Below are 22,793 nucleotides of genomic sequence, written 5' to 3'. Positions count from 1 at the left end.
CCCGCCTACCCTTGTTCTGTTTGACCGTTGCGAGCTTTCGCTGTGAAAGGACATCATGACCACCTCTGAGCCTCAGACCCCGATCCTCAACACCCTCGGCGGTGGCTTCGGCATCAGCCTTGCGGGAGCGCAGACCGAGACGGCCGAAACTGCTTCGCCTGCCGACGCTTCGGACGCCCCCGTGCGCGACATTGTGATCGTCGGTTCGGGCCCGGCGGGCTACACCGCCGCCGTTTACGCGGCGCGCGCTGGCCTGAAGCCCGTGGTCATTGCCGGCTCGCTCGATGCTGGCGGCGCCCTCATGACGACCACCGAGGTCGAGAACTTCCCCGGTTTCCCGGAGGGCATCATGGGCCCGGACCTCATGGGCAACATGCAGGAACAAGCGGAGCGTTTCGGCGCCGAGATCCTGTTCGAGGACGCTACCGACGTTGAGCTCGCAGGCGAGATCAAGACCATCCGCACCGAAAGCGGTGACGTGTTCCGCGCGAAGGCCGTCATCATCGCGACCGGTTCCGCGTACCGCAAGCTCGGCGTCGACGGCGAAGAGCGCCTCTCCGGCAAGGGCGTGAGCTGGTGTGCAACGTGCGACGGCTTCTTCTTCAAGGACAAGGACATCTTCGTTGTTGGCGGCGGCGATTCCGCTGTTGAAGAGGCAACCTTCCTCACCCGTTTCGGCAAGTCCGTCACCCTGCTTCACCGCCGTGCCGCCCTGCGTGCCTCGAAGATCATGGCGAAGCGCGCGGAAGATGATCCCAAGCTTCAGATCCGTTGGAATACCCAGGTCGTTGGCATCGAGGGCGATAACGAGCTCTCGCACCTCGTGCTTGAAGATACCGTCACCGGCGAGCGTGAAACGATTCCCGCCGATGGTCTTTTCGAGGCGATCGGGCACCTGCCCCGCTCCGATCTCTTCAAGAGCCAGATCGATATTGACGACGAGGGCTACATCCTCTGCGAGGGTCGCACCACCCACACCTCCCTCGAGGGTGTTTTCGCGTGCGGCGATGTCGTTGACCACCGCTACCGCCAAGCCATCACTGCGGCCGGTTCCGGTTGCTCGGCCGCTCTCGACGCGGAGAAGTACCTCGCCACGCTCGAGTGAGCGAGCGAGAATCTGACGGATCGCTTTCGCGCGAGGCCGTCACGTTTCACATTCATCTTTACTGGGCCTCGTGGGCGGCGCCGTCTCTTCCTGCGCCGCTCACGGCCCGCGAATTACGCGATCTTGACCTGCCGTCCGTAAGCGTTGATATTCATGACGTTTCGGTTGCGGGAGAGCCCGAGCAGGTTAGCGCGCAATTTTTCCCGCGCGTTCTTCCAACCTGGCGCATCGTTGCGCTTCGCGGTTCCGAAGTAGTGGGCGAACGAGTGGTCGAAGGTGCGTGCCCGAAGTTTGCCGTCCGCGATGCGCTCGACGATTTGTGGCGCGCAACTGTCTGCTAGCACTGCACGTCCCACCGGAAACATTCACCAGATCGTCGTCACCGTGGCGTGCCTCACAGCGTTATCCCCATATTTATCCACACTCTATTCACGAGTGCTGCACCCTATTGTGGACAAATGACAAATAACGCCCTTACCTGCAGCTTTACCGTGCATGGTGGGCCTTGCGACGCCCGCCTTGGCACGCGCATTCCTGGCTAGCGGGTTACCTCTCCCACGTTATCCACACAACTCTTCACATATGTGAGTTAAGAGCTGGAGATTCACGTGGAACCCCCTCTTCGCACTCCAGCGCGTAGCCCACGCATGTCCATACCTACCCTCTGACTCACTTGCGGCGCTTCCCTTCACGCATCAGTAGTGCATCGTTTCCAGAATTCGGTGTGGTACCGGAAGGGCTGTTTCCCGTGAAACTCCAGGGTCCGCCCACGTTAGCGAGCAGCCAGCCCGCGGTTTCGCTAGCCGCTTTCGCGCTGAGAGCAGCTTGTACAGAGCGCGAACTGCCGAATAGAGCATCTGGTCACCAATACACGACATTTCACGTGAAACATCACTGATGGGCTATCTCAACAGCTGCAACCGGCCCGCGTTCCAATCAACCGCAACCGCCTTGATCGCACTCGGCGCATACACAAGACCTACGCCCTTCGACCCGAATCCTTGCTATGGGCTTCTCAAGCAGTTTCACGTGAAACAGATCCCTTCAAGTTGTGGCTAACATCGAAGCTGGGAACATTGGCAAATGATCAACCTGTGGAATCATTTGTTCAATCGGGCCGAAATCGTAAAAGCCTACTTCGGCGTTTCACGTGAAACGCCTCAAGATCGATACACCAAACGCCCGTGAACGGACACATACGGCGGTAGAACGCAGCGGCCAAATGTACAGCGCGCTTGTTTCACGTGAAACTCTTTTGACTTGCGGCGCAGCTCGCCCGAATTACCGACACCGAAAGTCTCAAAGCGCTTTGCTGATCGATGGGATGTTTCACGTGAAACGTGTAGCAACAAAGGGAGGCAGACGCGCGCGGCGATGTGAGTAGCCGGCCAAGTTTCACGTGAAACGATGCTTTTTCTTTCGTAAGTCGAACGACTTCACGCGAATAACTCTCCAAAGGACGAAATAGCTTGTGACTTTGTTTCCAGCGAACATTGTCCTGTTTCACGTGAAACGTTTAGCGCTAATTATCGAATTAGTGACCCTTCGTGCGAAGTTGTCGATTTGGGAGTGAACCTTAGGCCGACCAGCACCCCGGCAGCAGTGTTTCACGTGAAACGAGGTTCCGAAGGTTACCCGACAAATACTCCACATGATTGGTAAGGGTCTCGCGCATGGATGCCGGTCGCAGTGATTTCACGTGAAACGTAAACCCGCGCTGATACTGAGTCGAAGCAGCGCGAGATATTTTCGACGAAAACGGGTTCCACCTGAACCACGGAAGAGTATGGCGAAACGACTGGGAACTCGGGCATACAAATACGGCTTAGCTACGATCCATAGGTACGCACGGGAGAGCGCAGGAGCCTGCCGGCAGCTTAAGCCCACGACGGAGATGTGTCTAAGGGCGGTCGGCCTCCCGGCACCAGCTATTCCGCAAAAGCAGCGCGGGTTGACGTGCAATTACAACGATGGCGCGCTGGGACCCAGGGGGCTAGACGAGAGAGGCTTCCGCGAAAAGGCGAGCACGTTTCAATCTGCGACCGCAGAAAGCGCTAGCGAAGGTTCCCGGAAAACAGTTCCGCAAATATTCGACGACTAAGAGGAGACGTCAGCAACCTGTCAGGCTCAGTCCTGCGGGAGCTGGACGTCCTCGAGACCGAGCTTCGCAACGATCCGTTCGAGATCGTCGAGGTTCGTGAACTCGAGAGTGACCTTACCTTTGCGCTTACCGACATCGATGCGCACCGGTGCCTCAAGTTTCGTCGACAGCTGCGAGGTCAGGGATACCACGCGGGGGTTGTACGAGCTACGGCGGGTCACCGTGCGGGTTGCCGAGGAGGACTCAACACCGTTTGCGATAAGGCGCTCAACAGCGCGAACGCTCAGACCTTCGCTCACGATGCGCTGGGCGAGCTCCTCCTGGAGTTGAACGTCATCGAGTCCCAGAAGCGCGCGGGCGTGGCCCGCGGAAAGGGCGCCGGACTGGAGGCGCCGCTGCACGAGGGGAGGGAGGCGAAGCAAGCGCAGGGTATTGGAAATCTGCGGGCGCGAGCGCCCGATGCGATCGGCGAGCTCATCCTGGGTGCAGTTAAAGTCCTCGAGGAGCTGGCCATAGGCGGCTGCCTCTTCAAGGGGATTCAGCTGCGAGCGGTGCAGGTTTTCGAGGAGCGCATCGCGAAGCAGGTCGTCGTCGGCGGTCGAACGCACGATCGCGGGAATCGACTTGAGCCCAGCGCGCTTCGCGGCACGCCAACGGCGCTCACCCATGACGATCTCAAAGGATTCGCCATCGACTGAGTCACTTACGGGGCGAACGACAATCGGCTGAAGAACGCCGACTTCACGGAGCGAATAGGCCAGTTCGTCGAGTTCATCCTCATCAAAAACCGTTCGCGGATTGCGGGGATTTTCGCGGATCTCGGCGATCGGCACCTCGACAAACTCGGCGCCAGGCACGGGCACGAGACCGTCGTGGGACGGCTGTGCGGGCGCGGCAGCAGCCTGCGCATCTGAATCCGACGGCTGCTCAACCGGAGTGGTCTCAGCAGTTTTCGGAGCCTTTTCGCCGTCGGCCTTACGCGCTGCCGCGGCGGGCTTTGCCGCGGCTTTCTTGCCGTTTCGGCGCTTCGAGCGTGCATCGCGCGCCCACGAGTCAGCGAGTTCAAGATCGGCTGCGCGGCGACGCTCGCTCGACTTATCAGCGGATTCGGATTCGGATCTAAAGAACATGTCGGCGCCGCGTGTGCCGGTAGGCTTCGACGCGGAAGCCTTGGGCTCAGCAGGGGCGGGGGTAGCGTCGGACCCCTTCTTCGAGGGTGAGGAGGACGCGGCAGGCTTGGACGCAGCAGCCTTCGAGGAGGCGCCGGAGCGCTGTGCCGAGGTAGAAGCCTTCGTACCGGCCGACTTCGCGGAAGGCTCGGGCGTGGGCGTGTCCTTCGCCTCGGGCTTCTCGGTTGCAGCAGGCTCGGAGCTGGGGATCAGTGCACCGATACCCCGACCAAGGCCACGTTTCTTCGCCATGATCTCCTCGTTTCAGTTCTTAGGCTCGGGGCGACGGGAAATCTCGTGCGCGGCGGCGCGGTACGCGAGAGCACCCGTGCTGTTGGGATCGTAATTCAAGACGGTTTGCGCGTAGCTCGGGGCTTCCGAAATGCGCACCGACCGGGGAATGACGGTATCGAGGGTTTGCGTGGGGAAGTGCGCACGCACATCCTCCGCGACCTGGGCCGCCAGGCGCGTGCGGGCGTCATACATCGTGAGCAGAATCGTCGAGACCACAAGGTCAGGGTTGAGGTGCTTGCGGATGAGGTCGATGTTCTTCCACAGCATCGCGATGCCCTCGAGCGCGTAGTACTCCGCCTGGATCGGCATGAACACCTCGCGCGCGGCCACAAGGGCATTGATTGTCAAAAGCCCAAGCGAAGGCGGGCAATCGATGAGAACGTAGTCGAGGCGAGGAAGGCCCTTGTCCTCGCGTTCCGCGAAGTAGTCGGCAAGCGCGTTCTTGAGCCTGGATTCACGCGCAACCATGGGAACCAGTTCGATCTCGGCACCCGAAAGGTCGATCGTCGCGGGGGCGCACTCGAGGGTGTCCGCCTCGGGAGAAGGGGTCACGATCGCCGAAAGCGGCTCATCCTCGATGAGCACGTCATAAAGCGAGGCGATTTCCGGATCGTGCGGGATCCCGAGAGCAGTCGAAGCGTTGCCCTGAGGGTCCGAATCGATCACGAGAACATTGAGACCGCCCTTGGCGAGCGCGACCGCAACGTTGACGGCGCTCGACGTTTTACCGACGCCGCCCTTCTGATTCGCGACAGCCATGATGCGGGTGTGTTCTGGCGCGGCGAAGGTCGCCTTCTCGAGGCGCTTGCGAAGCTCCATGTCGTTACGAAGCTGCCGCATGAGCGGTGTTTCATCGAGAGAGTTCTTCTTCTCAGCCACGACGCTGCCCCTTTCGCCCCGATACCTCACGAACGTGTGCTCGTACCACTGTAGTAGGAACCTCCACGGATGGATCTCCGAATTCCTCAACGCGAACATCGCATGCGCCAAGACGGGCGAGGGTCTTTTCAGCCTTCACGACTTCGTCACGGGCACTCTTGCCCTTCATCACCACGAGCTCGCCTCCGATGCGTACGAGCGGAACGGTCCACTTCGCGAGCTTGTCAAGCGCCGCAACGGCCCGCGCCGTCACCGCATCGAACTCCCGCTCACCATGAAGGTCCTCAGCGCGAGCGCGCACAACCTCGACATTGACGAGATTCAGCTCCTCGACCGCTCGCTCAAGGAAGTCCACGCGGCGCTGCATCGTCTCGATGAGGGTCACGTCAATATCCTCGCGAGCAATCGCGATGACGAGCCCCGGAAGACCGGCACCCGAACCTACATCCGCGAGCGATTCGACGAGGCCCGCGGGCCCGAGGGCACGCACCATGAGGGCGCAATTGATGACGTGCCGCTCCCAAATACGATCGACTTCGCGCGGCCCAATGAGGCCCTCTTCCGCTCCCCGGGTACGCAGAATCTCCGCGTACTGCTCGGCGAGTACGAGGCTTTCACCGAAAAGGTCGCGAGCGAGAGAGTCGAGGTGTGCGGGAGCGGGAAGCATCAGTCTTGGGGGTAGATCACGACGTGGCGGGTCTTGCCCTCACCGTCGGATTCCGAGTGCAGGCCGTGGCGCTTTGCAACATCGTGCACGACCTTGCGCTCGAACGGGTTCATGGGCTGAAGGGGAACGGGAACCTCGCCGTTCTTGGCCTGTTCGACGGCCTTCTCGGCAAGTTCCTCAAGCTCACTCTTGTGGCTTGCGCGGAAACCACCGATGTCCAGCATGAGGCGCGAACGCACGCCGGTCTTCGTTTGAACGGCGAGGCGCGTGAGCTCCTGGAGAGCATCGAGGAGCTCACCCTTCGGCTCGTTGAGAGCGCTCAGTTCGTCGGCGCCGCGGATCTCCACGGACGCGCGATCGCCATCGACGTCAATGTCGATATCGCCATCAAGATCGGCAATGTCCATGAGCTCTTCGAGGTAGTCGGCGGCGAAGTCGCCCTCCTCTTCGAGGCGCGCGAGGCGCTCGTCGGCGGACGTCTGGGTGTCCACCGCGTCGTTGTCAAAAGTGTCGTTCTCGCTCATCGGGAATCCTTACTTCTTCTTGCGCTTCTTGCCGAGGGCGTTGCTCTGCTTCGAGCCGCCCGCCTTCTGTGCACCGTTTTGAGCGGCCTTCTTGCGGCGCTCTTCGATGGCCTTCGCTCGCTTTTCGCGGGCACGCTGGAGCATTTCTTCATCGCTCAGCTTCCGGCCGTTTTCGTACCGCTTCGGCTGCACGCGGATGCTCTCGGCTTTGGCCGCTTCCATTTCCTGCACGCGCTTGGACTTCTTCGGCGTGAAGTCGAGCGGCTCAAGGCCCTGCTTCTCACGCTTCTTGTTGATGCGCTCGTGGCGAGCCTTTTCGGCGGCGGAACCGGGGGTCGGGTTCTTCGTGATCATCCACCACTGCTGGCCGAACGTCCACACGTTGGTCGTGAGCCAGTACCCGAGCACACCGATCGGCATGCCGGGGCCCGAGATCACGTAGATGAACGGGAGCATGTACAGCATCATCTTCTGCGTGGACGCCATCGGGCCTTCGAGGGCCGACGGCGGCATGTTGCGCATCGTCAGCTCCTTCTGCGTCAGGAACGTCACGAGCACCATGAGTGCGATGATGATGCCCGCGATGATCTTCGCGGACATGTCGCCATTGAGGAACGAGTCGGAGATCGTCGTTCCACCGAAGATGCGCGCGTTGTGGGCGCTATCGGCGAGCTCAGGCGTGAGGATGCCGAAGCTCTTATTGCTCGTTGCGGCCTCCGGCAGCTTGTAGAAAAGCACGCGGAAAAGCGCGAAGAAGATCGGCATCTGAATGAGGACAGGAAGGCACGAGCCTACGGGGTTGGCGTCGTGCTCCTTGTAGACCTGCATCGTCTCGTTGGCCATGGCCTGACGGGACTCGGGGTCGGTTTTGCCCTTGTACTTCTGCTGAATCGCCTTGAGTTCGGGGGCGGCCATCTGCATGCCGCGCGAGCTCTTAATCTGCTTCACGAAGAGCGGGAAGATGATGATGCGGACCACGACGGTGAGCAGCACGATCGACAGCAGCCAGGTCCAACCCGAATCCGGGTCCATGACGAAGGACAGGAGCTTGTGGGCCTGGACCATGATCCAGACGACGACCCACTCGATGGGGTAAAGAATGTTCAACTTCGGCCTTTTCTTCCTGCCGCTCGCATGCGCATGACGGTCATGCGATGAGCGGCGCGAGGTCGGGTGTTCGGGTCAAGCCTAGTGGGTGTGGGCGAACTCGGTACTTTCAGTGTCCCGTTCGGGAGCGGGTTTCGGGTTCGTCCACATGCCGGGAGCGGGGGTTGGGTCGATCCCACCCCCGCTCAGGGGATTGCAACGAAGGATCCGCCACGCGGTGAGAAGGAGCCCCTTGAGAGCTCCGTGGCGGCGGATCGAGTCGAGTGCGTATTGCGAGCACACGGGCGTAAACATGCACGCGGCCGGCAGGTATGGGGAAATCCCTCGCTGGTACGCGCGAATGATTCCGACGGTTGCCTTCATCCCCGTGTTCCCTCGTGCATAGAGGTGCGCTTCGCGAGCTTGCCGAGGGCGGAGGTGAGTGCGGAATCGACTTCGCTGACGAGCGTGTCGTGCCCGATGTCGTTGATGCCGGCGCGCGTACGCACAACGACGGTTGCGTACGCGGGTAGGCGATCGAGGCGGGCTCTCATGATTTCCCGCAGCCTGCGCTTGGTGCGGCTGCGGACGACAGAGTTGCCGACCTTTTTTGACACGACAAATCCCACGCGCGGCTCCTCCTGGATCCTTTTGACCTCCGGTGAGGAAAGGATCGCGAGGTGCACGACCACGTGGGATCGGGCCGCTGACACTCCCTGGCGGGTGGTCAGGCGGAAGTCGTCGTTGTGACGTAGGCGGCTCGCTGCCCGCACGTCACGCCGCGGCTCAGGCCGAGAGGGACGCGCGGCCCTTCGAGCGGCGCGCGTTGATGATGGCGCGGCCCGCGCGGGTGCTCATGCGTGCGCGGAAGCCGTGCTTCTTGGCGCGGCGGCGGTTGTTCGGCTGGAACGTACGCTTGGTCATCTTTTCTCTCCAAATAAATCGGGGCCCTCGTCTCCGGGAAGGAACCGCGTGGCGGCCGGAGGGCCCGGTTAAAGACGGCCCGTGGGGCCAATGGTTTCGGGTGTGTGCGCGAAACCGAACGCGTCGGTTCCGTGAACACAGACTGATCGAGTCTAGAATCGCGCGGCTAGCCGGTCAATGGAACGAGCCTCGATTCAGCGAAGTGTGCCTAGAATCTCATGGTTATCCCCAACGATTTAACAGGGTGTGCGCCTTCTTCCACGTCATTGGGCATAAATGTGGAAAACATGGTGGATAATTATGGACGTCCGCCACCCCCCCGATTCCCACGAGGAGCCCCCGAATGGACGAGACCGCACTCGATCGCGACGCGCTGTGGGCCGAGTGCCAGCAGATCCTGCGCGCCGATGACTCGGTGTCGAATCGCCACCTCGCCTACGTGACCCTCTCCAGTTTGCGAGGATTTCTCGAGGACACGGCCCTCATTGCGGTGCCAAATGCAACGGTCAAGGACCTTTTCGAGATGCGGATCCCCGATCAGCTTCGTTCGTCGCTCTCGCAGGCGATGGGCAAACCCGTGACGTTCGCGGTGACGATCGACCCCACGCTGGGCCTCGACGACGAGCCAGAACCGAGCGCCCCATCGAGCACCGCCCCGGTGGACAACGTTGTGGATAACTCTGTGAATTCATCGGGATCAATCCCCGTCACCCCACGTCACGATGGGGATAACTCTGTGAATGTGGCATCGCCGTGGTCCCAGCAACCGTCGGACCTCACGCCCTATTCCCCCTACACGCCCGCCGAGGGAACCGACCGAGCCGAGGCACCGGCCAGCTCCAGCGACCTCCCCACCTCCTCGTCACTCGGAAACGATTCGCGGCTCAACCCGAAGTACACGTTCGCCACGTTCGTCGTGGGCGCCTCAAACCGCTTCGCTCAGGCTGCCGCCTACGCGGTCGCCGAACAGCCCGCACTCGCCTACAACCCCCTGTTCATCTATGGCGGATCAGGCCTCGGCAAAACCCACCTCCTGCACGCGACAGGTCACTACGCCAAGCAGCTACACCCAAACATCCAGGTCAGGTACGTAAATTCCGAGGAATTCACGAACGACTTCATCAACTCGGTGCAGTCGGGCCAGTTCGGTAAGGCCCAGGAGTTCCAGCGACGCTACCGCGACATCGACATCCTGTTGATCGACGACATCCAGTTCTTGCAGCGCGCACCCGAGACCCTCGAGGCCTTCTTCCACACGTTCAACACCCTGCACAACGCGAACAAGCAGATCGTCATCACCTCGGATCTCCCACCGAAACTCCTCGGCGGCCTCGAAGATCGCATGCGCTCGCGATTCGAGATGGGGCTCATGACGGACGTGCAGCCGCCGGACCTCGAAACCCGCATCGCGATTTTGCGTAAAAAGGTCGCAGCGGAGAACAACGAGGAGGTTCCTCGCGAGGTGCTCGAGTACATCGCGGAGAACATCTCCTCGAACATCCGCGAGCTCGAAGGTGCGCTTATTCGCGTACAGGCCCTGCACTCGCTCTCGAAGCAGCCCATGGACGTTGAGCTCGCGCAAAACGTGCTGAAAGACCTGCTCACGCACGACGGCAGCGCTGAGATCACGCCGAACCTCATCATCGCGGAAACGGCGGCGTACTTTGGCTTTGGCGTCGATGAAATCAAGGGCACCGCGCGCACGCGCGCACTTGTCACGGCTCGCCAGTGTGCGATGTATCTGTGCCGAGAGCTGACGGAGATGCCACTCATGGCCATCGGTGATGCGTTTGGCGGGCGCGATCACACGACTGTGATCCATGCCTACAAGAAAGTTTCGACTCTCATGAAGGAGCGTCGCGCCCTGTTTAACCAGGTCACGGAACTTACGGCGCGAGTGAAGGCGAATGCGCAGGAACAGGGGAGGCACTGAGGTCCGACGGTTGCGGGCCGCGCAACGCTCCTGGTCAGGCCCATAGTTTCCAGAATTGTGGATAACTTTGTGGAGAATGTGCACGCACGGCTCGCGTTTTGTGAGTTGACGGCGCGTGCACGCTCGCGAAAATGACAGTTATGCCCAATGCATCAACAGTTCCTCGGCGATCCTCACACCGAATCCGAAACGTGTAGTTCTCGCTCTGACCAGCAATAATTTTGGTTATCCACAGCGTCAACAGGCGTAATTAAGAGGGTTGTTTAAACTTGAGATGCGGGTAATGGGGAAAAGTCGCGTGACAGCGCACGCTCGGGCCTTGACGATGTGGAATCCTTGGGGATGAGAATGACAAGCGTGTAATTTTGACCCGGGCGCGAAGCCAAGAATTTGGCTAAAGTTGGGAAGTACGCGCGAGGGCGCGGGAAGCTTTTTCGTAAAGGAGCCGAGGCGTGAAATTTCATCTTGATCGAGACGTGCTGAGCGATGCCGTTTCGTGGGCAACCCGCACACTCCCGCAGCGCCCCGCAATGCCCATCCTCCAGGGCGTGAGGATCGTTGCCGAAGAAGGCGAACTGAAGTTTTCGACCTTCGACTACGAAGTCAGTGCCCACATTTCCGTCGAAGCTGACATCGACGAACCAGGTGAGGTTCTCGTCCAGGGCAAGATGCTCAACGACATCGTGCGGGCGCTGCCCCACAAAACTGTGTCCGTCACGCACGAGGGCCCCAAGGTCGAAATTCTGTGCGGGTCCTCGCGGTTTTCGCTCGCGACCCTCCCCGTTGCGGAATACCCGGTACTTCCGGAGATGCCACCCGTAGTGGGCACCGTCGACTCGGGAACGTTCGCGCGGGCCATCTCGCAGGTGTCGATCGCCGCGAGTAAAGACGACGTCGTTCCCCTCCTCACCGGCGTCAAGGTCACGATCGACGGTGAAAAAGTCATGATGGCCGCGACCGACCGCTACCGCCTCGCCGTGCGCGAGTTCACGTGGAACCCCGCGAGCCCCTCGAGCGAACTGAGTGCCCTCGTGCGATCGCGAACCCTTACCGAAGTGGCGCGTTCGCTCAGCGGCGGCAATGTCGAGATCGCGCTCAATGAAGGCGAGACGGCGAAACTTATCGGTTTCGAATCCTCTGGCCGCCGCACGACCTCGACCCTCGTCGACGGCGATTACCCGCCCGTGCTGCGCCTGTTCCCGGACGTCACGCCGTACACCGTGAGTGTCGCGACAGCGCCCCTGATCGAGGCCGTCAAGCGCGTGAGCCTCGTCGCCGAGCGCAACACCCCCGTTCGCCTCACCTTCAGCGAGGGGCAAGTGGCCCTCGAAGCGGGCGACGGAGACGACGCACAGGCGAGCGAAGTCCTCGAAGCACAAGTCGATGGCGGCGACTTGGTCGTCGGCTACAACTCCGGCTTCCTTCTGGATGGCCTCGGTGCACTCGGCACCGACTTCACGCACTTCTCGCTTCCCGATTCGGTCAAGCCAACCGTGCTGCGTGGCCAAGAGTCGCTCGAAGCGGCGCCGGAGGAGCACTACCGCTACCTCCTCATGCCCATGCGCATCTGAGTTCCTGATTCTCGATGCACCTCAAGGCGCTCGAACTCCTCAACTACCGCTCCTACGCACACACTCTCCTTCGCTTCACGCCCGGGATCACCGTGTTCGTGGGTGCGAACGGCCAGGGCAAAACAAACATCGTCGAGGCCCTCTGGTACCTCGCGACCCTCTCCTCGCACCGAGTCGCCCATGACGCGGCCCTCGTGCGGCGAGGCGAAAAAACCGCAATCATCCGCGCGATGTGCGAACGCTCCGGCCGCGACGTGCGCATCGACATGCAGATCGCCCCAGGCCGCCCCAACGAAGTGCGCCTGCACTCCCAGCCACTCGCACGCGCCCGCGAGGTCCTCGGGCAGGTTCGCGCCGTGATGTTCTCCCCCGAAGATCTCGCCCTCGTCAAGGGCGAGCCCGAAGGTCGTCGCCGCTTCCTCGACGAGATCCTCTTCGAAATCGCCCCGCGATTCGCGAGCATCAAATCGGATTACGACAAGGTTTTGCGCCAGCGCAACCACCTTCTGAAACAGATGCGGGCGATGAACAGGGGGCGCGGCGGCGCACACGGGCCCTCCGACATCGGCGGCATGGACCCGCGCGAAGCCGCCGAATCGACCCTCGCCGTTTGGGATGAGCAACTCGCGCGTCGCGGAGCCGAACTCATGCGCGCACGCCTCCACCTCGTGAATCGCTTGCGGCCCCACGTTGGATACTCCTACCTGCGGGTTTCAAGCGACGAAGGAGCCGATCCCAACCTCGGTCTAGGTCCCGACGGCCGCGGCGCCGTCACGAGCCCCGCGAACATCCGCTACGCCTCGAGCATTCTCGAGGGTGACCTCGCCGCCGCGAGCGACGCCGAAACGACGCGCGACGAACCTCCGCTGCCGAGCCTCCAGCAGCTCCACGACGCCCTCCTCGCCCACATCGCCGAACGCCGCGACGACGAAATCGAGCGAGGCGTGAGCCTCGTCGGCCCCCACCGCGACGACCTCGAGATCCGCCTCAGCGACTTCCCTGCAAAGGGCTATGCGAGCCACGGCGAATCATGGTCGCTCGCCCTCGCGCTCCGCCTCGGCTCCTACGACCTCCTCACGATCGAAGAAGGCGACCTCGGCGACGGCGAACCGATCCTCATCCTTGACGATGTCTTCAGCGAACTCGATTCTCACCGCCGCGAACGCCTCGGGCGCATCATCAAAGGCGCCGCGCAGGTGCTCATCACAACCGCCAACGATGCCGACATCCCCCGTTCCATCGGCGACGACGTGCACGTCATCGATGTAGTCAAGGGTTCCGCCACCGCGCGTGACGACGGACCTCGAGGAACGAGTACTCAGGGGGCCACGTGGTGAACGGCGATAACCGTGCATCGCTCAACCCCTACGCGCTCGGGACGTGGCAACGCCGCCCCGAGCAGGGTCGCCCTGATGAGCAGAGCGGTCACCCAGTTCCGTTAGGCGGCGCGGCGAGCAACGGCAGTGAAGCGCAGCCGCACCATGAGAAACGTGGGGTCCCGGAGGGCGAGGAAAGCGTCGGAACGGAGCTGAGCGAGGAACTCGTGCCCGACCCTGATGCGAGGCCCCGTGATTTCGCGCGACCCGAAGAGCTCGGCCGGCGCGCCCTTAACCAGGCTCGCGCCGCCGCCAAGAAGCACGGATACCGGCCGCGTGCGAGTAGGCTGACGCGCCCCAAGGGCGATCCGCGCGGCGAGCGATCGCAGGGGGCGGGGTATTCGGGGGCGCGGCCCGATCCGCGCGATCCGCAGCGCCTGAACACCGTGCTCGAAAAGATGCTCGTGAACCTCGGGTGGGATCGGGGTTTGAGCGCGGGGCGTGTGCTCGCCGAATGGGACGACATCGTGGGGCCCGCTATCGCGCAGCATTGCCACATCGAAAGTTTCGAGGAGGGCGTGCTCGTGGTGAGCACCGACTCTTCCGCGTGGGCGGCGCAGCTTCGAATGCTCGGCCCGCAGATCATCACGCGAATCCACGAACGGGTGGGTGCCCAGGTCGTGAGCGAAATCAAGGTGGCTGGGCCGAGTACGCAATCGTGGAAAAAGGGGCGCCGCACGGTGACGTGGCGCGGCCCGCGCGACACCTACGGGTAGTGCAACCGCGAGGGCGTTCGACCCCCGCATTTTGCCTCCCCGTTCCCTCTCATCAGCCGAATTTGAGCTCTTGCCGCGCTGGCCGGCCGTGCGTCGTGGTGAAAGTGGTGAAAAATCGCTCTCTCACGTAGGCAGATGGCGCTTTTTGGCTCTTTTTCACCACTTTCGTGATCGGGGTAGGTGGTGAGGAGGGGCGAAGGCTGGTGCGGGTTTTAGCTGGTGAGGGGGTGGTGTGAGGCGCAAGGAAGGGCCGAAGCCACCCGGCTCCGGCCCTCCTTTTTGCAGGGCACCTATGGGATCAGGCCCGACGCCTGCGAGCGAGCATCGCGCCACCCGCCGCAAGGAGCGAGAATGCCACACCTGCAACGGCGAGGCTTTCCGCACCCGTGCGCGGAAGCGGGCCGCGCGCCCGCGAGGGAGCAGTGGGCTTCGAGTGATCGGCATCGTCGTCCGAGTCGCTGATCGGAATCGTCTCGCCGCCATCGGAAGCATCAGCGGAGTCATCAGCTTCTCCGTCAGCATCCCCATTAGCGTTAGCGGGAGCCTCGTCCTTCGGTTCGTCGACAGGAGTGCCCGAGTCCTCGGAAGGCTGCCCCACCTCATCGTCGGCGGGAAGATCAACCGGGGGAGCGGCCGACGTGCTCACGTCCCAGTTCTTCGCATAGAAGTTCGCCGGGTCGATCGTCTTGTTTTTGGTCGCCCATTCGATCATGAGATCGCGGATCGCCACCTGCTCGTCGTAGACAACCTCGGCCTCCTTGACGGCCGGATAGCCCGAGCCGCCCGACTGGCGATAGTTGTTGAGCGCGAGGATGAACTCGTCGTTATCCTTCACGGGGGTACCGTCGGGCCACGTGAGGTTCTCGATGCGCTTCCCAACGGGCTTGGAGATGTTGATGTGGTAGCTCACGCCCGAGAGAACGTCGTAGGAGTAGTCGGGAATGCCGCGGGTCATGCCGTCGTACTGGGCGTTCGTGACGGTCGACCAATCGTCGATCTTCGCGCCCTCCTCCTGCTGCTTGTAGTAGCGAGCCGAGTGCTCGAGGTATTCCTTGAGCTGGGTGCCATTCATCTTCACGCCCAAGAGGGTGTTGTCGTAGATGTAGAGCGAGGCCATATCGGCGATCGTGACATCGCCCTTCTTGAACACGGCCTCGCGTGAGAACGGCGAGGCTTCCGCAACGATCGGCAGGCCTTCGTTCTTGGTGCCCTTCATCGCGCGCTTGATCTCTTCGGTCTGCACGTAGTTGATGAAGTCGAGGATCGCGGTGTCCTCCCATGCCGAATCGGCGGCGGGCATGTCTTCGGTTGCCTGTGCAACGACCTTCTCGACCCATTCCTTGGTCTTCTCGTGCCAATCGGAAATGAGCTTTTCAATTTCGGGATCGGCGGAGTAATCCGCGGCCTTGAGGGCAACGGCGCTCGGCTTCTCCTGCTCGTTCCAGTCGACAACGACCTTGCCATTGTCGAGGCTCAGCGGGATCGTCACGTTCGAGAGGAAGCGGCCGTGGTAGCCGGGCTGCGTGAACAGCACCTCGTGGCCGTCCTTGTTCGTGTAGTAGTTCTGCACCTGATCGGTCTGGTGCGAGTGGCCGCCGATCACGACGTCGACGCCGGAGGTGTTCTCGGCGATCGAACGCGCGGCATTTTCTTGGAGGTCCTTCGGATCCCACTTGTAGCCCTCCGGGTCGAGACCGGTGTGGGCGAGAACGACGACGACATCCGCGCCCTGCTTCTTCACCTCGGGAACGTATTTCTGGACGGCTTCGACCTGGTCGCCGAAGTTGAGGGACTCAACCTTTTTGCCATCCCAGCCGGGGATACCGGGCGTGACGACGCCGATCACGGCGATCTTCACGTCGTGGCCGTCGGTGGTCTTCTTATTCACGAAGGTGTAGGGCTCGAGGTAGGGCTCGCCGGTCTTCTTATCGGTGACGTTAGCGCCGAGGAGAGGGAATTCGAGAGCGCTCTTGTAGTCCTGGAGTTCGTCGAGGCCGTAGTTGAACTCGTGGTTGCCCACGACGCCCGCGTCGTACTTGAGGTAGTTGTAGATCGTCGCGATCGGGTCAACGTCGCCAGGCTTGTGGTCGCGCTTGTAGACCGTCTCGAGCGAGGAGCCCTGATTGGCGTCGCCGTTGTCGAGGAGGGCAACAGCACTCTCACCTTTGTCAGCGCGCACCTGGTTGATTGCGGATGCGAGGTGGTCCATGCCGCGAAGGTTCTTCGGCTCCTCAGGTGTGCCGAAAGGCTTGCCCGTGAAGTAGTTGTAGTTGAGCGCGGTGCCGTGGGTATCGGTCGTCGCGAGAATCGTGATGTCGTCGATGTCGGTCCGGTCGCCGTCGGCCGCGAACGCGGGGGCACCCGCGGTCAAGAAAAGTAGGCCGGTGAGCGCAGCTGCCGTTGCTTTGCGCATGGGGTCTCCTGAAGGCTCAAAGGGATGTTGGGCGTTTCGGAATCTAGGCTCGTGAGGTGACGCGGGGGTAAACGCGAAGGCACGGCTTGGGGTGGTCCGGGTGGCCTCCAGGGTCCGACGTCTGACCAGGCATTTCATTTTTTCTGTGTCATTTTTTGAGCAACCGGCTACTTAAGTCCCGCATTGTGTCTAGGCTTCAATGATAACTGAGTCACATACTCTCCTCTCGTCTCTTCCCCGGCTTCGAGCCTGGCGCGTTGAAGATCCCGGTGTCCTCGGTTTGATTCCTCGCAGTTTTATTCAAAGGAGAACAGCGTGTCCCCAGGCTTTAAGCGAAAGGTGCTAGCCGCGTTGTCGGTGAGCGCCGTTGCCGCGAGTTTTGCCGTTCCGGCAGCGCTCGCCGCGCCCACCGATGACCACGAATCAGCGCCGGCGATCTCGCAGATTCAGCGAGCGGCGATTCAGAAGCAGCGTGAGAAGCGGGGCACTCGCCCCGCATCGAATGAACGCGTACGCGTTGTCGTGATGTTGAAGGACCAACCGTCGGCACCGAGTGAGTCCGGCGAGAAGAACCGCCTTTCCTCGCAAGCAAAGTTGCTTGAATCGTGGAAGGCGAAGTACGACCTGAAGGTGGATCGACAGTTCGGGTATCTCGTCAATGGCTTCAGTGCCGAAATGCCCGAGGGCAAGATCCAAAACCTCGCGACCGAGAAGCAGGTCGCCTCGGTGCGACGCGAGCGCGTGTACTACCAGAGCGAATATTCGGCGCGTGAGCTCCAGGGTGTTGCCCAGGCGTACAAGGACTTCGGTGTTGATGGCGAGGGCACGGTGATCTCGATCATCGACTCGGGTGTGTACGCGGGCCACCCGGATATGCGTCTCGACGATGGTGTTTTCGAGAAGGCGAAGATCACGAACATCAACCCGGAGGCCGCGGGCAAATTCAATGAGAAGGTGCCGACCGGCTACAACTACGCGGATGACAACTTCGAGGTCATGGACCTCACCGATTCGCAGCACGGCCAGCACGTTGCGGGTATTACCGCGGCCAATGGCTCCGAGGGGGACACCCCCGATTTCGCCTCGACGGGCCGCATCGACGGCGCAGCTCCGAACGCGCAGTTGCTGGCGATGAAGGTCTTTTCGAATGACCCGAAGAAGTCGGCTGGCGCGAATGATGGCGACATCATCGCCGCGATCGAAGACTCGGTGAGGCTCAAGGCCGATGTCATCAACATGTCGCTCGGCAGCCCGAATGGTGTTCCGGATCTTTCCGACGGCGCCTATGAGGCCATGAAGAAGGCCCGCGAAGAGGGCGTGATTACGCTCGTGGCCGCGGGTAACGAAGGCCAGAACTTCTCGCTCGAGGGTGGGCCGGACGACGCGCTCGGCCGCCTCGATGACGGTACGGCGGGCAGTCCTTCGACGAATGATTCGGCCTTCTCGATTGCCTCGATCAATAATTCGACCCTGAGCGTTCCGCTCGCGTATTTCGAGGCGAACGGGGAGCGCACCGATATCGGCTACCTCGAAGGCGTGGGCGAGCCCGATGCCAAGCCTCACCCGTACGAGTACGTGGGTCTCGGCCGCCCGGAGGACTACAAGGACGGCATCGATCTCAAGGGCAAGTACGCGCTCATCTCGCGCGGCGAGATTTCGTTCGCGGAAAAGCTCCAGTACGCCCTTGACCACGGCGCGGAAGGCGTCATGGTGTTCAACAGCGATGGCGAAGAGGGCTACCGCGGTATGGCGGGCATCGACAAGTTCAAGACCTTCGGTGCGGCCCTCACGAACGAGCAGGGCCACCAGCTTCTCGATGCGCTCAAGGCTGACCCGAACGCGACGATCACCTTCACGGACCAGATTAAGCAGGATCCGGCTCCCGACGGCCTCGAACCCAGCTCGTTTACGTCGTGGGGAACCCCGAACGACCTGTCATTCAAGCCGCAGCTCGCGGGTATCGGCGGCAACGTGTACTCGACCGTCGGCGAAAACGAGTACGAGAACATGAGCGGCACGTCGATGGCGACCCCGAATGTCGCGGGCCTCAGCGCGCTTCTCACGCAGAAGTTCGAGGAGCGCTTCCCGAACATCACGGGTAAGGAACGCGTCGAGCTCATCGAAACCTCACTCATGAACACCGCGAGGATCCTCGAAAACGAGGACGGCACCCCGTACCTCCCGCGCCAGATCGGTGCGGGTCTCGCGGAGGTCGATCGCGCGCTCGCAACTGACGTCACCGCTACCGTCGACGGCGAGGCAGCCGTTGCACTCAAGCAGATCAACGGGCCGACGACCTTCACGGTCACGCTCACGAACCGCGGCGATCAGGACCGCACGTTCAGCATCCCCGCGCAAAAGGTGCTCGGGGAAACGAATGAGGCGGGAAAGCCCACTCTTGCCACGGTCTCGACTGAGACGCTGGCGGCGTCGGCCTCGAACGTGACCGTGCCCGCGGGCGGAACCGCCACGGTGCAGTTCACCCTCACCCCGCACACCGCTGCGGGCAATCACTTCATCGAGGGCTGGGCCCAGTTCAAGGGCGAGAATGGCGCGCTTGACATTGCCGTTCCCTACCTTGGTTTTGTTGGCGACTGGAACGAGGAGAACATCATCCAAGAGCCGGGCAAGCCGTGGATGGAGGATGGCCCCGCCGACAACACGAACCTCGTGGGCTCCCTCGGTGAGGCCACGACCCAGTTCAACAACCCTGATGAGAAGCCGCTCGCGCTCTCGCCGAACGGCGATAGCGTTCTCGACACGGTGACCCCGGGCATGCTGCTCATGCGTAACGCGGATGAGGTCGAATACGAGATTCTCGACGCGAACAGCAAGGTCATCGCGAGCCTCGGCAAGGATGAGATGCTGCGACGCATGATCGGCTCGAAGGTGCCGACCGCGTTCGACGGCGACCTCACGTTCATGGGCCGTTCGTTCGACGGCACGCTGTGGGATAAGTCGACGGGTAAGCAAACGCCACTTGCCGACGGCTCCTATACGTTCCGCCTCAAGGCACGCATCGCCGAAGGCTACGAGCCGCAGATCACGGACCTGCCGTTCACGGTGGACACCGCGGCGCCCACGATCGACATTCTCGACAAGGAACCGGGCCGCGTGCATTTCACGGCCGTCGATAATCAGGGCGGCACGGGCATCCTCGACGATCCGATCGTGCTCGACGCGAGCGGGGAGCAGCTTACGGTCGAGAAGCAGGCCGACGGCAGCTTCGTCTCCACGTTCGATCCGGCAACCCCGTACGTCACGGTGGGCGCCGTCGATCGCGGTTTCAACGAGGCCTCCACCATCGTCACGTTCAGCGACGCGCCTTTGTTCGTCAACGTGAACGGGCACAGCATCCCCGAGGGGGAGAGCGCGTACGTGGGTAAGGATTCCGACGGTGCCCTCGAAGTGTCGGGCGTTGTCCAGGGCGAGGTTTCCCGCGTCACCGTGAATGGTGAGGAAGCGAAGATTACCGATGGCACGTTCGAGTACGTCGATAAGGCCTACAAGGGCCCGAATCCGTACACGCTCGAGGTCATCGCCTACGACGCTTCCGGCAAGGAGGTCGCACGGCGCACGATCACGGTCGAGCAGGACGCGCAAGCGCCCACCATCACGATCGACAAGAGCGCGCTCAACGACAATGGCAAGCTCGTTGTGGCCGAGGACGGCAGCTTCACGCTTTCCGGCACGATTACCGATGAGCGCGAGAATGCCAACCTGAAGGCGTGGATCTTCAACGAAACCGTTGAGGTGAAGCCGGATGGCACCTTCACGTACACCGGGAAGGTCGATCCGAGTGTTCCCGTCGTGACCGTGGTGGCGAGCGATGGCGCCACGGAGGGCACTCTCGATGTCGAGATCGAGGGCCGCGAGGCGCCCGCCCCCGAGGAGAAGCCCGAGGACAATGGCTTTGCTCGCCCGACCTACGACATCGAGACGTGCGATGCGGAAGAGAACTGGTGCGATATTAGCTCGAAGAGCGAGGGCGTGAGTGAGGATGGAAAGACTCTCCACCTCACCGGCAAGATCCAGGATCCCGTGAGCTCGATCGAGTTCATTCCCACCTCGCGTGCGAAGGACGGCACGATCACGAGGAACGAACCGATTGCCGCAACGATCGAGGGCGACACGTTCAGCGTTGACCTCCCGATCGACGTGGGAATCATCGATTTCCACCAGATCGTGAAGGACGACAAGGGTGAGGAGCAGTTCAGTGGCTCATTCCGCCTGTGGGTGGATATCAAGCCGCCGAGCCTCCACTTCACGGAGCCTGGCCTCGTGGGTGGCACGCTCTACACGAACACCGATGACGTCACCTTCAGGGGATCGATCAGCGATGACGGTTGGGGTCACTACCTTGCGATCAACAACGAGTACCTGACCGACTTCGTGCGGCACAACCACCCCGGTGAGGAGGTTAATCGCCAGGAGTTCGAGCACCTCGTAACCGTCCGCGACGGCGACAAGCTTCTCGTGTACTCGAACGACTCGATGGGCAATGAACTCGTCGCGGTCATTCCCGTTGTTGTCGATAAAGAGGCGCCCACCGTCGGCGTCGACACCGTCAAGGACATGGAGGTGATCCGCGACCAGCGCGAGCTCGAGGCGTGGGGCGAGGATCCAAACCTCGCCAACGTCGCGGTGAGCCTCAACGGTAAGGAGATCTACAACGAGAACACCGAGCTGACGAGCAAAGCCGCAACGATCGACGGCGTGCTCGCGCCGCCCGAGGCGACCGACGGCGATAACGCGGGCGCGGTCGCGCCAAACAGCGAGAATGCTGAAGAGGCGGCTTCCGATGCGGGCGACAGGAGCGCGCCTGAGCCGACGACCGTCGTGGATGGCACCGAGACGAGCACCGCGCAAACCCGGCTCGGCACGAGAATCAAGACGGCCGATCTTCCGGCTGGTTTCTACACGGCAAGCGTGAAGGCGACGGATCTTGCCGGCAACGTCACGACCCACACCACGACGTTTATCGTCGACGACGATGCCGTGATCGAAGGACCCAACACGGTGGCCTTCGAGGTCGAGCACGGTGCGCTCGCTGACCAGGCAGCCGCCGCGAAGACGGTGCTCAGCCACTTCACGGTCACCGACGACGGCTCGGCGTTCAAGGACGGCGACACGACTCTCGCGCTCGCCCCCGGCACGGTCCTCGTGCCAGGCGAGCAGAAGGTCACGCTCGTCGCGACGGATGCCGACGGCCGCTCGGTTGTGCGAGTCGTGACGGTGACCATCACCGAGAAGCAGAAGGCCCCCAAGCCGAACACTCCGGAGACCCCGGCGAACCCGGGCGATGATGCTCCCGAGCGCCCCGCGAACCCGGATACCGATGGCGGGAGGAACCCCGGTAAGCCGCCCGTGAAGGGTGGCAGCGAGGGTTCTCAGGCACCGGGTAAGTCCGACGGTTCCTCGGCCGAACGCCCGTCGAGGATTCCGTCGCAGGATGCCTCCTCGCATCGCGGTTCGCATATGCCGCGCACGGGTGCGGAGATCGCGGCTACCGCGGGTGTTGCGGCGCTCATCGTGCTCGGTGGCGTGGTGGCCGTGGTGGTTGCTCGCCGGAGAGGCGGCAAGTAGCAAGCGGCGAATAGAGAACAGGGCTGTGATGGTGTAAGGCCCTGAGGTAGGCCCGGGAACGGGTCAAGAAAGGGTGGGGTGCTGGAGGCCGGCAAGCGTCGGACTTCGCACCCCACTTTTCCCCTTTGAATTGCATAGGGGTTGTGGGGGTTATTCCGCCCCGTCCGTTTGAATTGCATAGGGGTTGTGGGGGTTATTTCGGTCTGGCCCGGTCCTTTGGATTGCATAGGAATAGTGGGGGTTATTCTGGCCCGGTCCGCCCCGCCCCGGCCCGGTCCGCTGGGTGGCCAAACCCCCGTTAGCCCTATGCAATTCGGAGTTGTCGGTCGCCCAAACCCCCACAACCCCTATGCAATCCGGAGGGGGGAGGGTTGTGCCGCCCGACACACGCCACCTCGATCTGTACACATGAACGCACTTTCACCGATGCTGTGCGGTAAAATTTGAGG

At 62.0% G+C, this 22,793-nt stretch carries 16 protein-coding genes; 7 read left to right on the top strand and 9 right to left on the bottom strand.

All coding sequences use genetic code 11. The features are described from left to right. The first annotated feature begins 55 nt into the window (after positions 1 to 55). Positions 56 to 1,105, top strand: coding sequence for a thioredoxin-disulfide reductase (trxB, locus tag DEHOM01_RS07355; protein ID WP_082738783.1), 1,050 nt, complete (start codon positions 56 to 58; stop codon positions 1,103 to 1,105). Beyond that, positions 1,102 to 1,446: a hypothetical protein gene (locus DEHOM01_RS07350; RefSeq protein WP_061212175.1), complete on the top strand. Its 345-nt coding sequence runs from the start codon at positions 1,102 to 1,104 to the stop codon at positions 1,444 to 1,446. Before trxB ends, DEHOM01_RS07350 begins: the two co-directional genes overlap by 4 nt. Positions 1,447 to 3,232: 1,786 nt before the next feature. On the opposite strand, the gene DEHOM01_RS07345 is transcribed toward DEHOM01_RS07350, so the two are convergent. The 8 genes from DEHOM01_RS07345 to rpmH form a co-directional block, all read right to left on the bottom strand. Next, complete coding sequence (locus DEHOM01_RS07345) at positions 3,233 to 4,627, bottom strand: ParB/RepB/Spo0J family partition protein (RefSeq protein WP_061212174.1); 1,395 nt, start codon at positions 4,625 to 4,627, stop codon at positions 3,233 to 3,235. 12 nt (positions 4,628 to 4,639) lie between these two features. After that, positions 4,640 to 5,509: a ParA family protein gene (locus DEHOM01_RS07340; RefSeq protein WP_061212210.1), complete on the bottom strand. Its 870-nt coding sequence runs from the start codon at positions 5,507 to 5,509 to the stop codon at positions 4,640 to 4,642. A gap of 31 nt (positions 5,510 to 5,540) precedes the next feature. Further along, entirely contained in the window at positions 5,541 to 6,215 is a 675-nt protein-coding gene (gene rsmG / locus DEHOM01_RS07335; RefSeq protein ID WP_061212173.1) for a 16S rRNA (guanine(527)-N(7))-methyltransferase RsmG, read from the bottom strand. Beyond that, on the bottom strand, positions 6,215 to 6,739 hold the full coding sequence (locus tag DEHOM01_RS07330; protein ID WP_061212172.1) for a Jag family protein: 525 nt from the start codon (positions 6,737 to 6,739) through the stop codon (positions 6,215 to 6,217). The genes rsmG and DEHOM01_RS07330 overlap by 1 nt, the downstream gene beginning before the upstream one ends. Positions 6,740 to 6,748: 9 nt before the next feature. Beyond that, the gene (yidC, locus tag DEHOM01_RS07325) at positions 6,749 to 7,846 is read right to left on the bottom strand and encodes a membrane protein insertase YidC (protein ID WP_061212171.1); all 1,098 of its coding nucleotides are present in this window, start codon (positions 7,844 to 7,846) and stop codon (positions 6,749 to 6,751) included. An 81-nt stretch (positions 7,847 to 7,927) separates the two neighbouring features. Next, a complete protein-coding gene (gene yidD, locus DEHOM01_RS07320) occupies positions 7,928 to 8,209 on the bottom strand; it encodes a membrane protein insertion efficiency factor YidD (protein ID WP_016663523.1) in 282 nt (93 codons plus the stop codon). Next, a complete protein-coding gene (gene rnpA / locus DEHOM01_RS07315) occupies positions 8,206 to 8,598 on the bottom strand; it encodes a ribonuclease P protein component (protein ID WP_061212170.1) in 393 nt (130 codons plus the stop codon). Before rnpA ends, yidD begins: the two co-directional genes overlap by 4 nt. Before the next feature lie 13 nt (positions 8,599 to 8,611). Then, complete coding sequence (rpmH, locus tag DEHOM01_RS07310) at positions 8,612 to 8,749, bottom strand: 50S ribosomal protein L34 (RefSeq protein ID WP_016663525.1); 138 nt, start codon at positions 8,747 to 8,749, stop codon at positions 8,612 to 8,614. A gap of 343 nt (positions 8,750 to 9,092) precedes the next feature. On the opposite strand from rpmH, the gene dnaA reads away from it, so the two are divergent. From dnaA to DEHOM01_RS07290, 4 genes are all read left to right on the top strand, one after another. Further along, positions 9,093 to 10,682 carry a chromosomal replication initiator protein DnaA gene (gene dnaA / locus DEHOM01_RS07305; RefSeq protein ID WP_061212169.1) on the top strand — a complete coding sequence of 530 codons (1,590 nt, stop codon included), beginning with the start codon at positions 9,093 to 9,095 and terminating at the stop codon, positions 10,680 to 10,682. Positions 10,683 to 11,134: 452 nt separating this feature from the next. Further along, a complete protein-coding gene (dnaN, locus tag DEHOM01_RS07300) occupies positions 11,135 to 12,253 on the top strand; it encodes a DNA polymerase III subunit beta (protein WP_061212168.1) in 1,119 nt (372 codons plus the stop codon). A 14-nt stretch (positions 12,254 to 12,267) separates the two neighbouring features. Beyond that, positions 12,268 to 13,590 carry a DNA replication/repair protein RecF gene (gene recF / locus DEHOM01_RS07295; RefSeq protein ID WP_061212167.1) on the top strand — a complete coding sequence of 441 codons (1,323 nt, stop codon included), beginning with the start codon at positions 12,268 to 12,270 and terminating at the stop codon, positions 13,588 to 13,590. Beyond that, a complete protein-coding gene (locus DEHOM01_RS07290; protein ID WP_245630683.1) occupies positions 13,587 to 14,345 on the top strand; it encodes a DciA family protein in 759 nt (252 codons plus the stop codon). The genes recF and DEHOM01_RS07290 overlap by 4 nt, the downstream gene beginning before the upstream one ends. 298 nt (positions 14,346 to 14,643) lie before the next feature. Here DEHOM01_RS07290 and DEHOM01_RS07285 read toward each other — a convergent pair whose 3' ends face one another. Further along, positions 14,644 to 16,758: a bifunctional metallophosphatase/5'-nucleotidase gene (locus tag DEHOM01_RS07285; RefSeq protein WP_061212165.1), complete on the bottom strand. Its 2,115-nt coding sequence runs from the start codon at positions 16,756 to 16,758 to the stop codon at positions 14,644 to 14,646. Positions 16,759 to 17,073: 315 nt separating this feature from the next. Here DEHOM01_RS07285 and DEHOM01_RS07280 point away from each other — a divergent pair, with 315 nt between their 5' ends. Continuing rightward, positions 17,074 to 22,344, top strand: a complete 5,271-nt coding sequence (locus DEHOM01_RS07280) for a S8 family serine peptidase (RefSeq protein ID WP_061212164.1) — start codon at positions 17,074 to 17,076, stop codon at positions 22,342 to 22,344. Positions 22,345 to 22,793: the final 449 nt, after the last annotated feature.

Origin of the sequence: Dermabacter hominis NBRC 106157 (assembly GCF_001570785.1) — a bacterium.
In the GTDB taxonomy this organism is placed as follows: Bacteria; Actinomycetota; Actinomycetes; order Actinomycetales; family Dermabacteraceae; genus Dermabacter; species Dermabacter hominis.
The sequence above is the reverse complement of the archived record's forward strand: the minus strand, read 5'-3'. Positions and strand labels throughout refer to the sequence as shown.

What these genes read in the sequence shown, in the direction of transcription:
- trxB (WP_082738783.1), top strand. Translation starts at nt 56, where the DNA reads ATGACCACCTCTGAGCCTCAGACCCCGATCCTCAACACCCTCGGCGGT.
- DEHOM01_RS07345 (WP_061212174.1), bottom strand. Translation starts at nt 4,627, where the DNA reads ATGGCGAAGAAACGTGGCCTTGGTCGGGGTATCGGTGCACTGATCCCC.
- DEHOM01_RS07340 (WP_061212210.1), bottom strand. Translation starts at nt 5,509, where the DNA reads ATGCGGCAGCTTCGTAACGACATGGAGCTTCGCAAGCGCCTCGAGAAG.
- rsmG (WP_061212173.1), bottom strand. Translation starts at nt 6,215, where the DNA reads ATGCTTCCCGCTCCCGCACACCTCGACTCTCTCGCTCGCGACCTTTTC.
- DEHOM01_RS07330 (WP_061212172.1), bottom strand. Translation starts at nt 6,739, where the DNA reads ATGAGCGAGAACGACACTTTTGACAACGACGCGGTGGACACCCAGACG.
- yidD (WP_016663523.1), bottom strand. Translation starts at nt 8,209, where the DNA reads ATGAAGGCAACCGTCGGAATCATTCGCGCGTACCAGCGAGGGATTTCC.
- rpmH (WP_016663525.1), bottom strand. Translation starts at nt 8,749, where the DNA reads ATGACCAAGCGTACGTTCCAGCCGAACAACCGCCGCCGCGCCAAGAAG.
- dnaA (WP_061212169.1), top strand. Translation starts at nt 9,093, where the DNA reads ATGGACGAGACCGCACTCGATCGCGACGCGCTGTGGGCCGAGTGCCAG.
- recF (WP_061212167.1), top strand. Translation starts at nt 12,268, where the DNA reads ATGCACCTCAAGGCGCTCGAACTCCTCAACTACCGCTCCTACGCACAC.
- DEHOM01_RS07285 (WP_061212165.1), bottom strand. Translation starts at nt 16,758, where the DNA reads ATGCGCAAAGCAACGGCAGCTGCGCTCACCGGCCTACTTTTCTTGACC.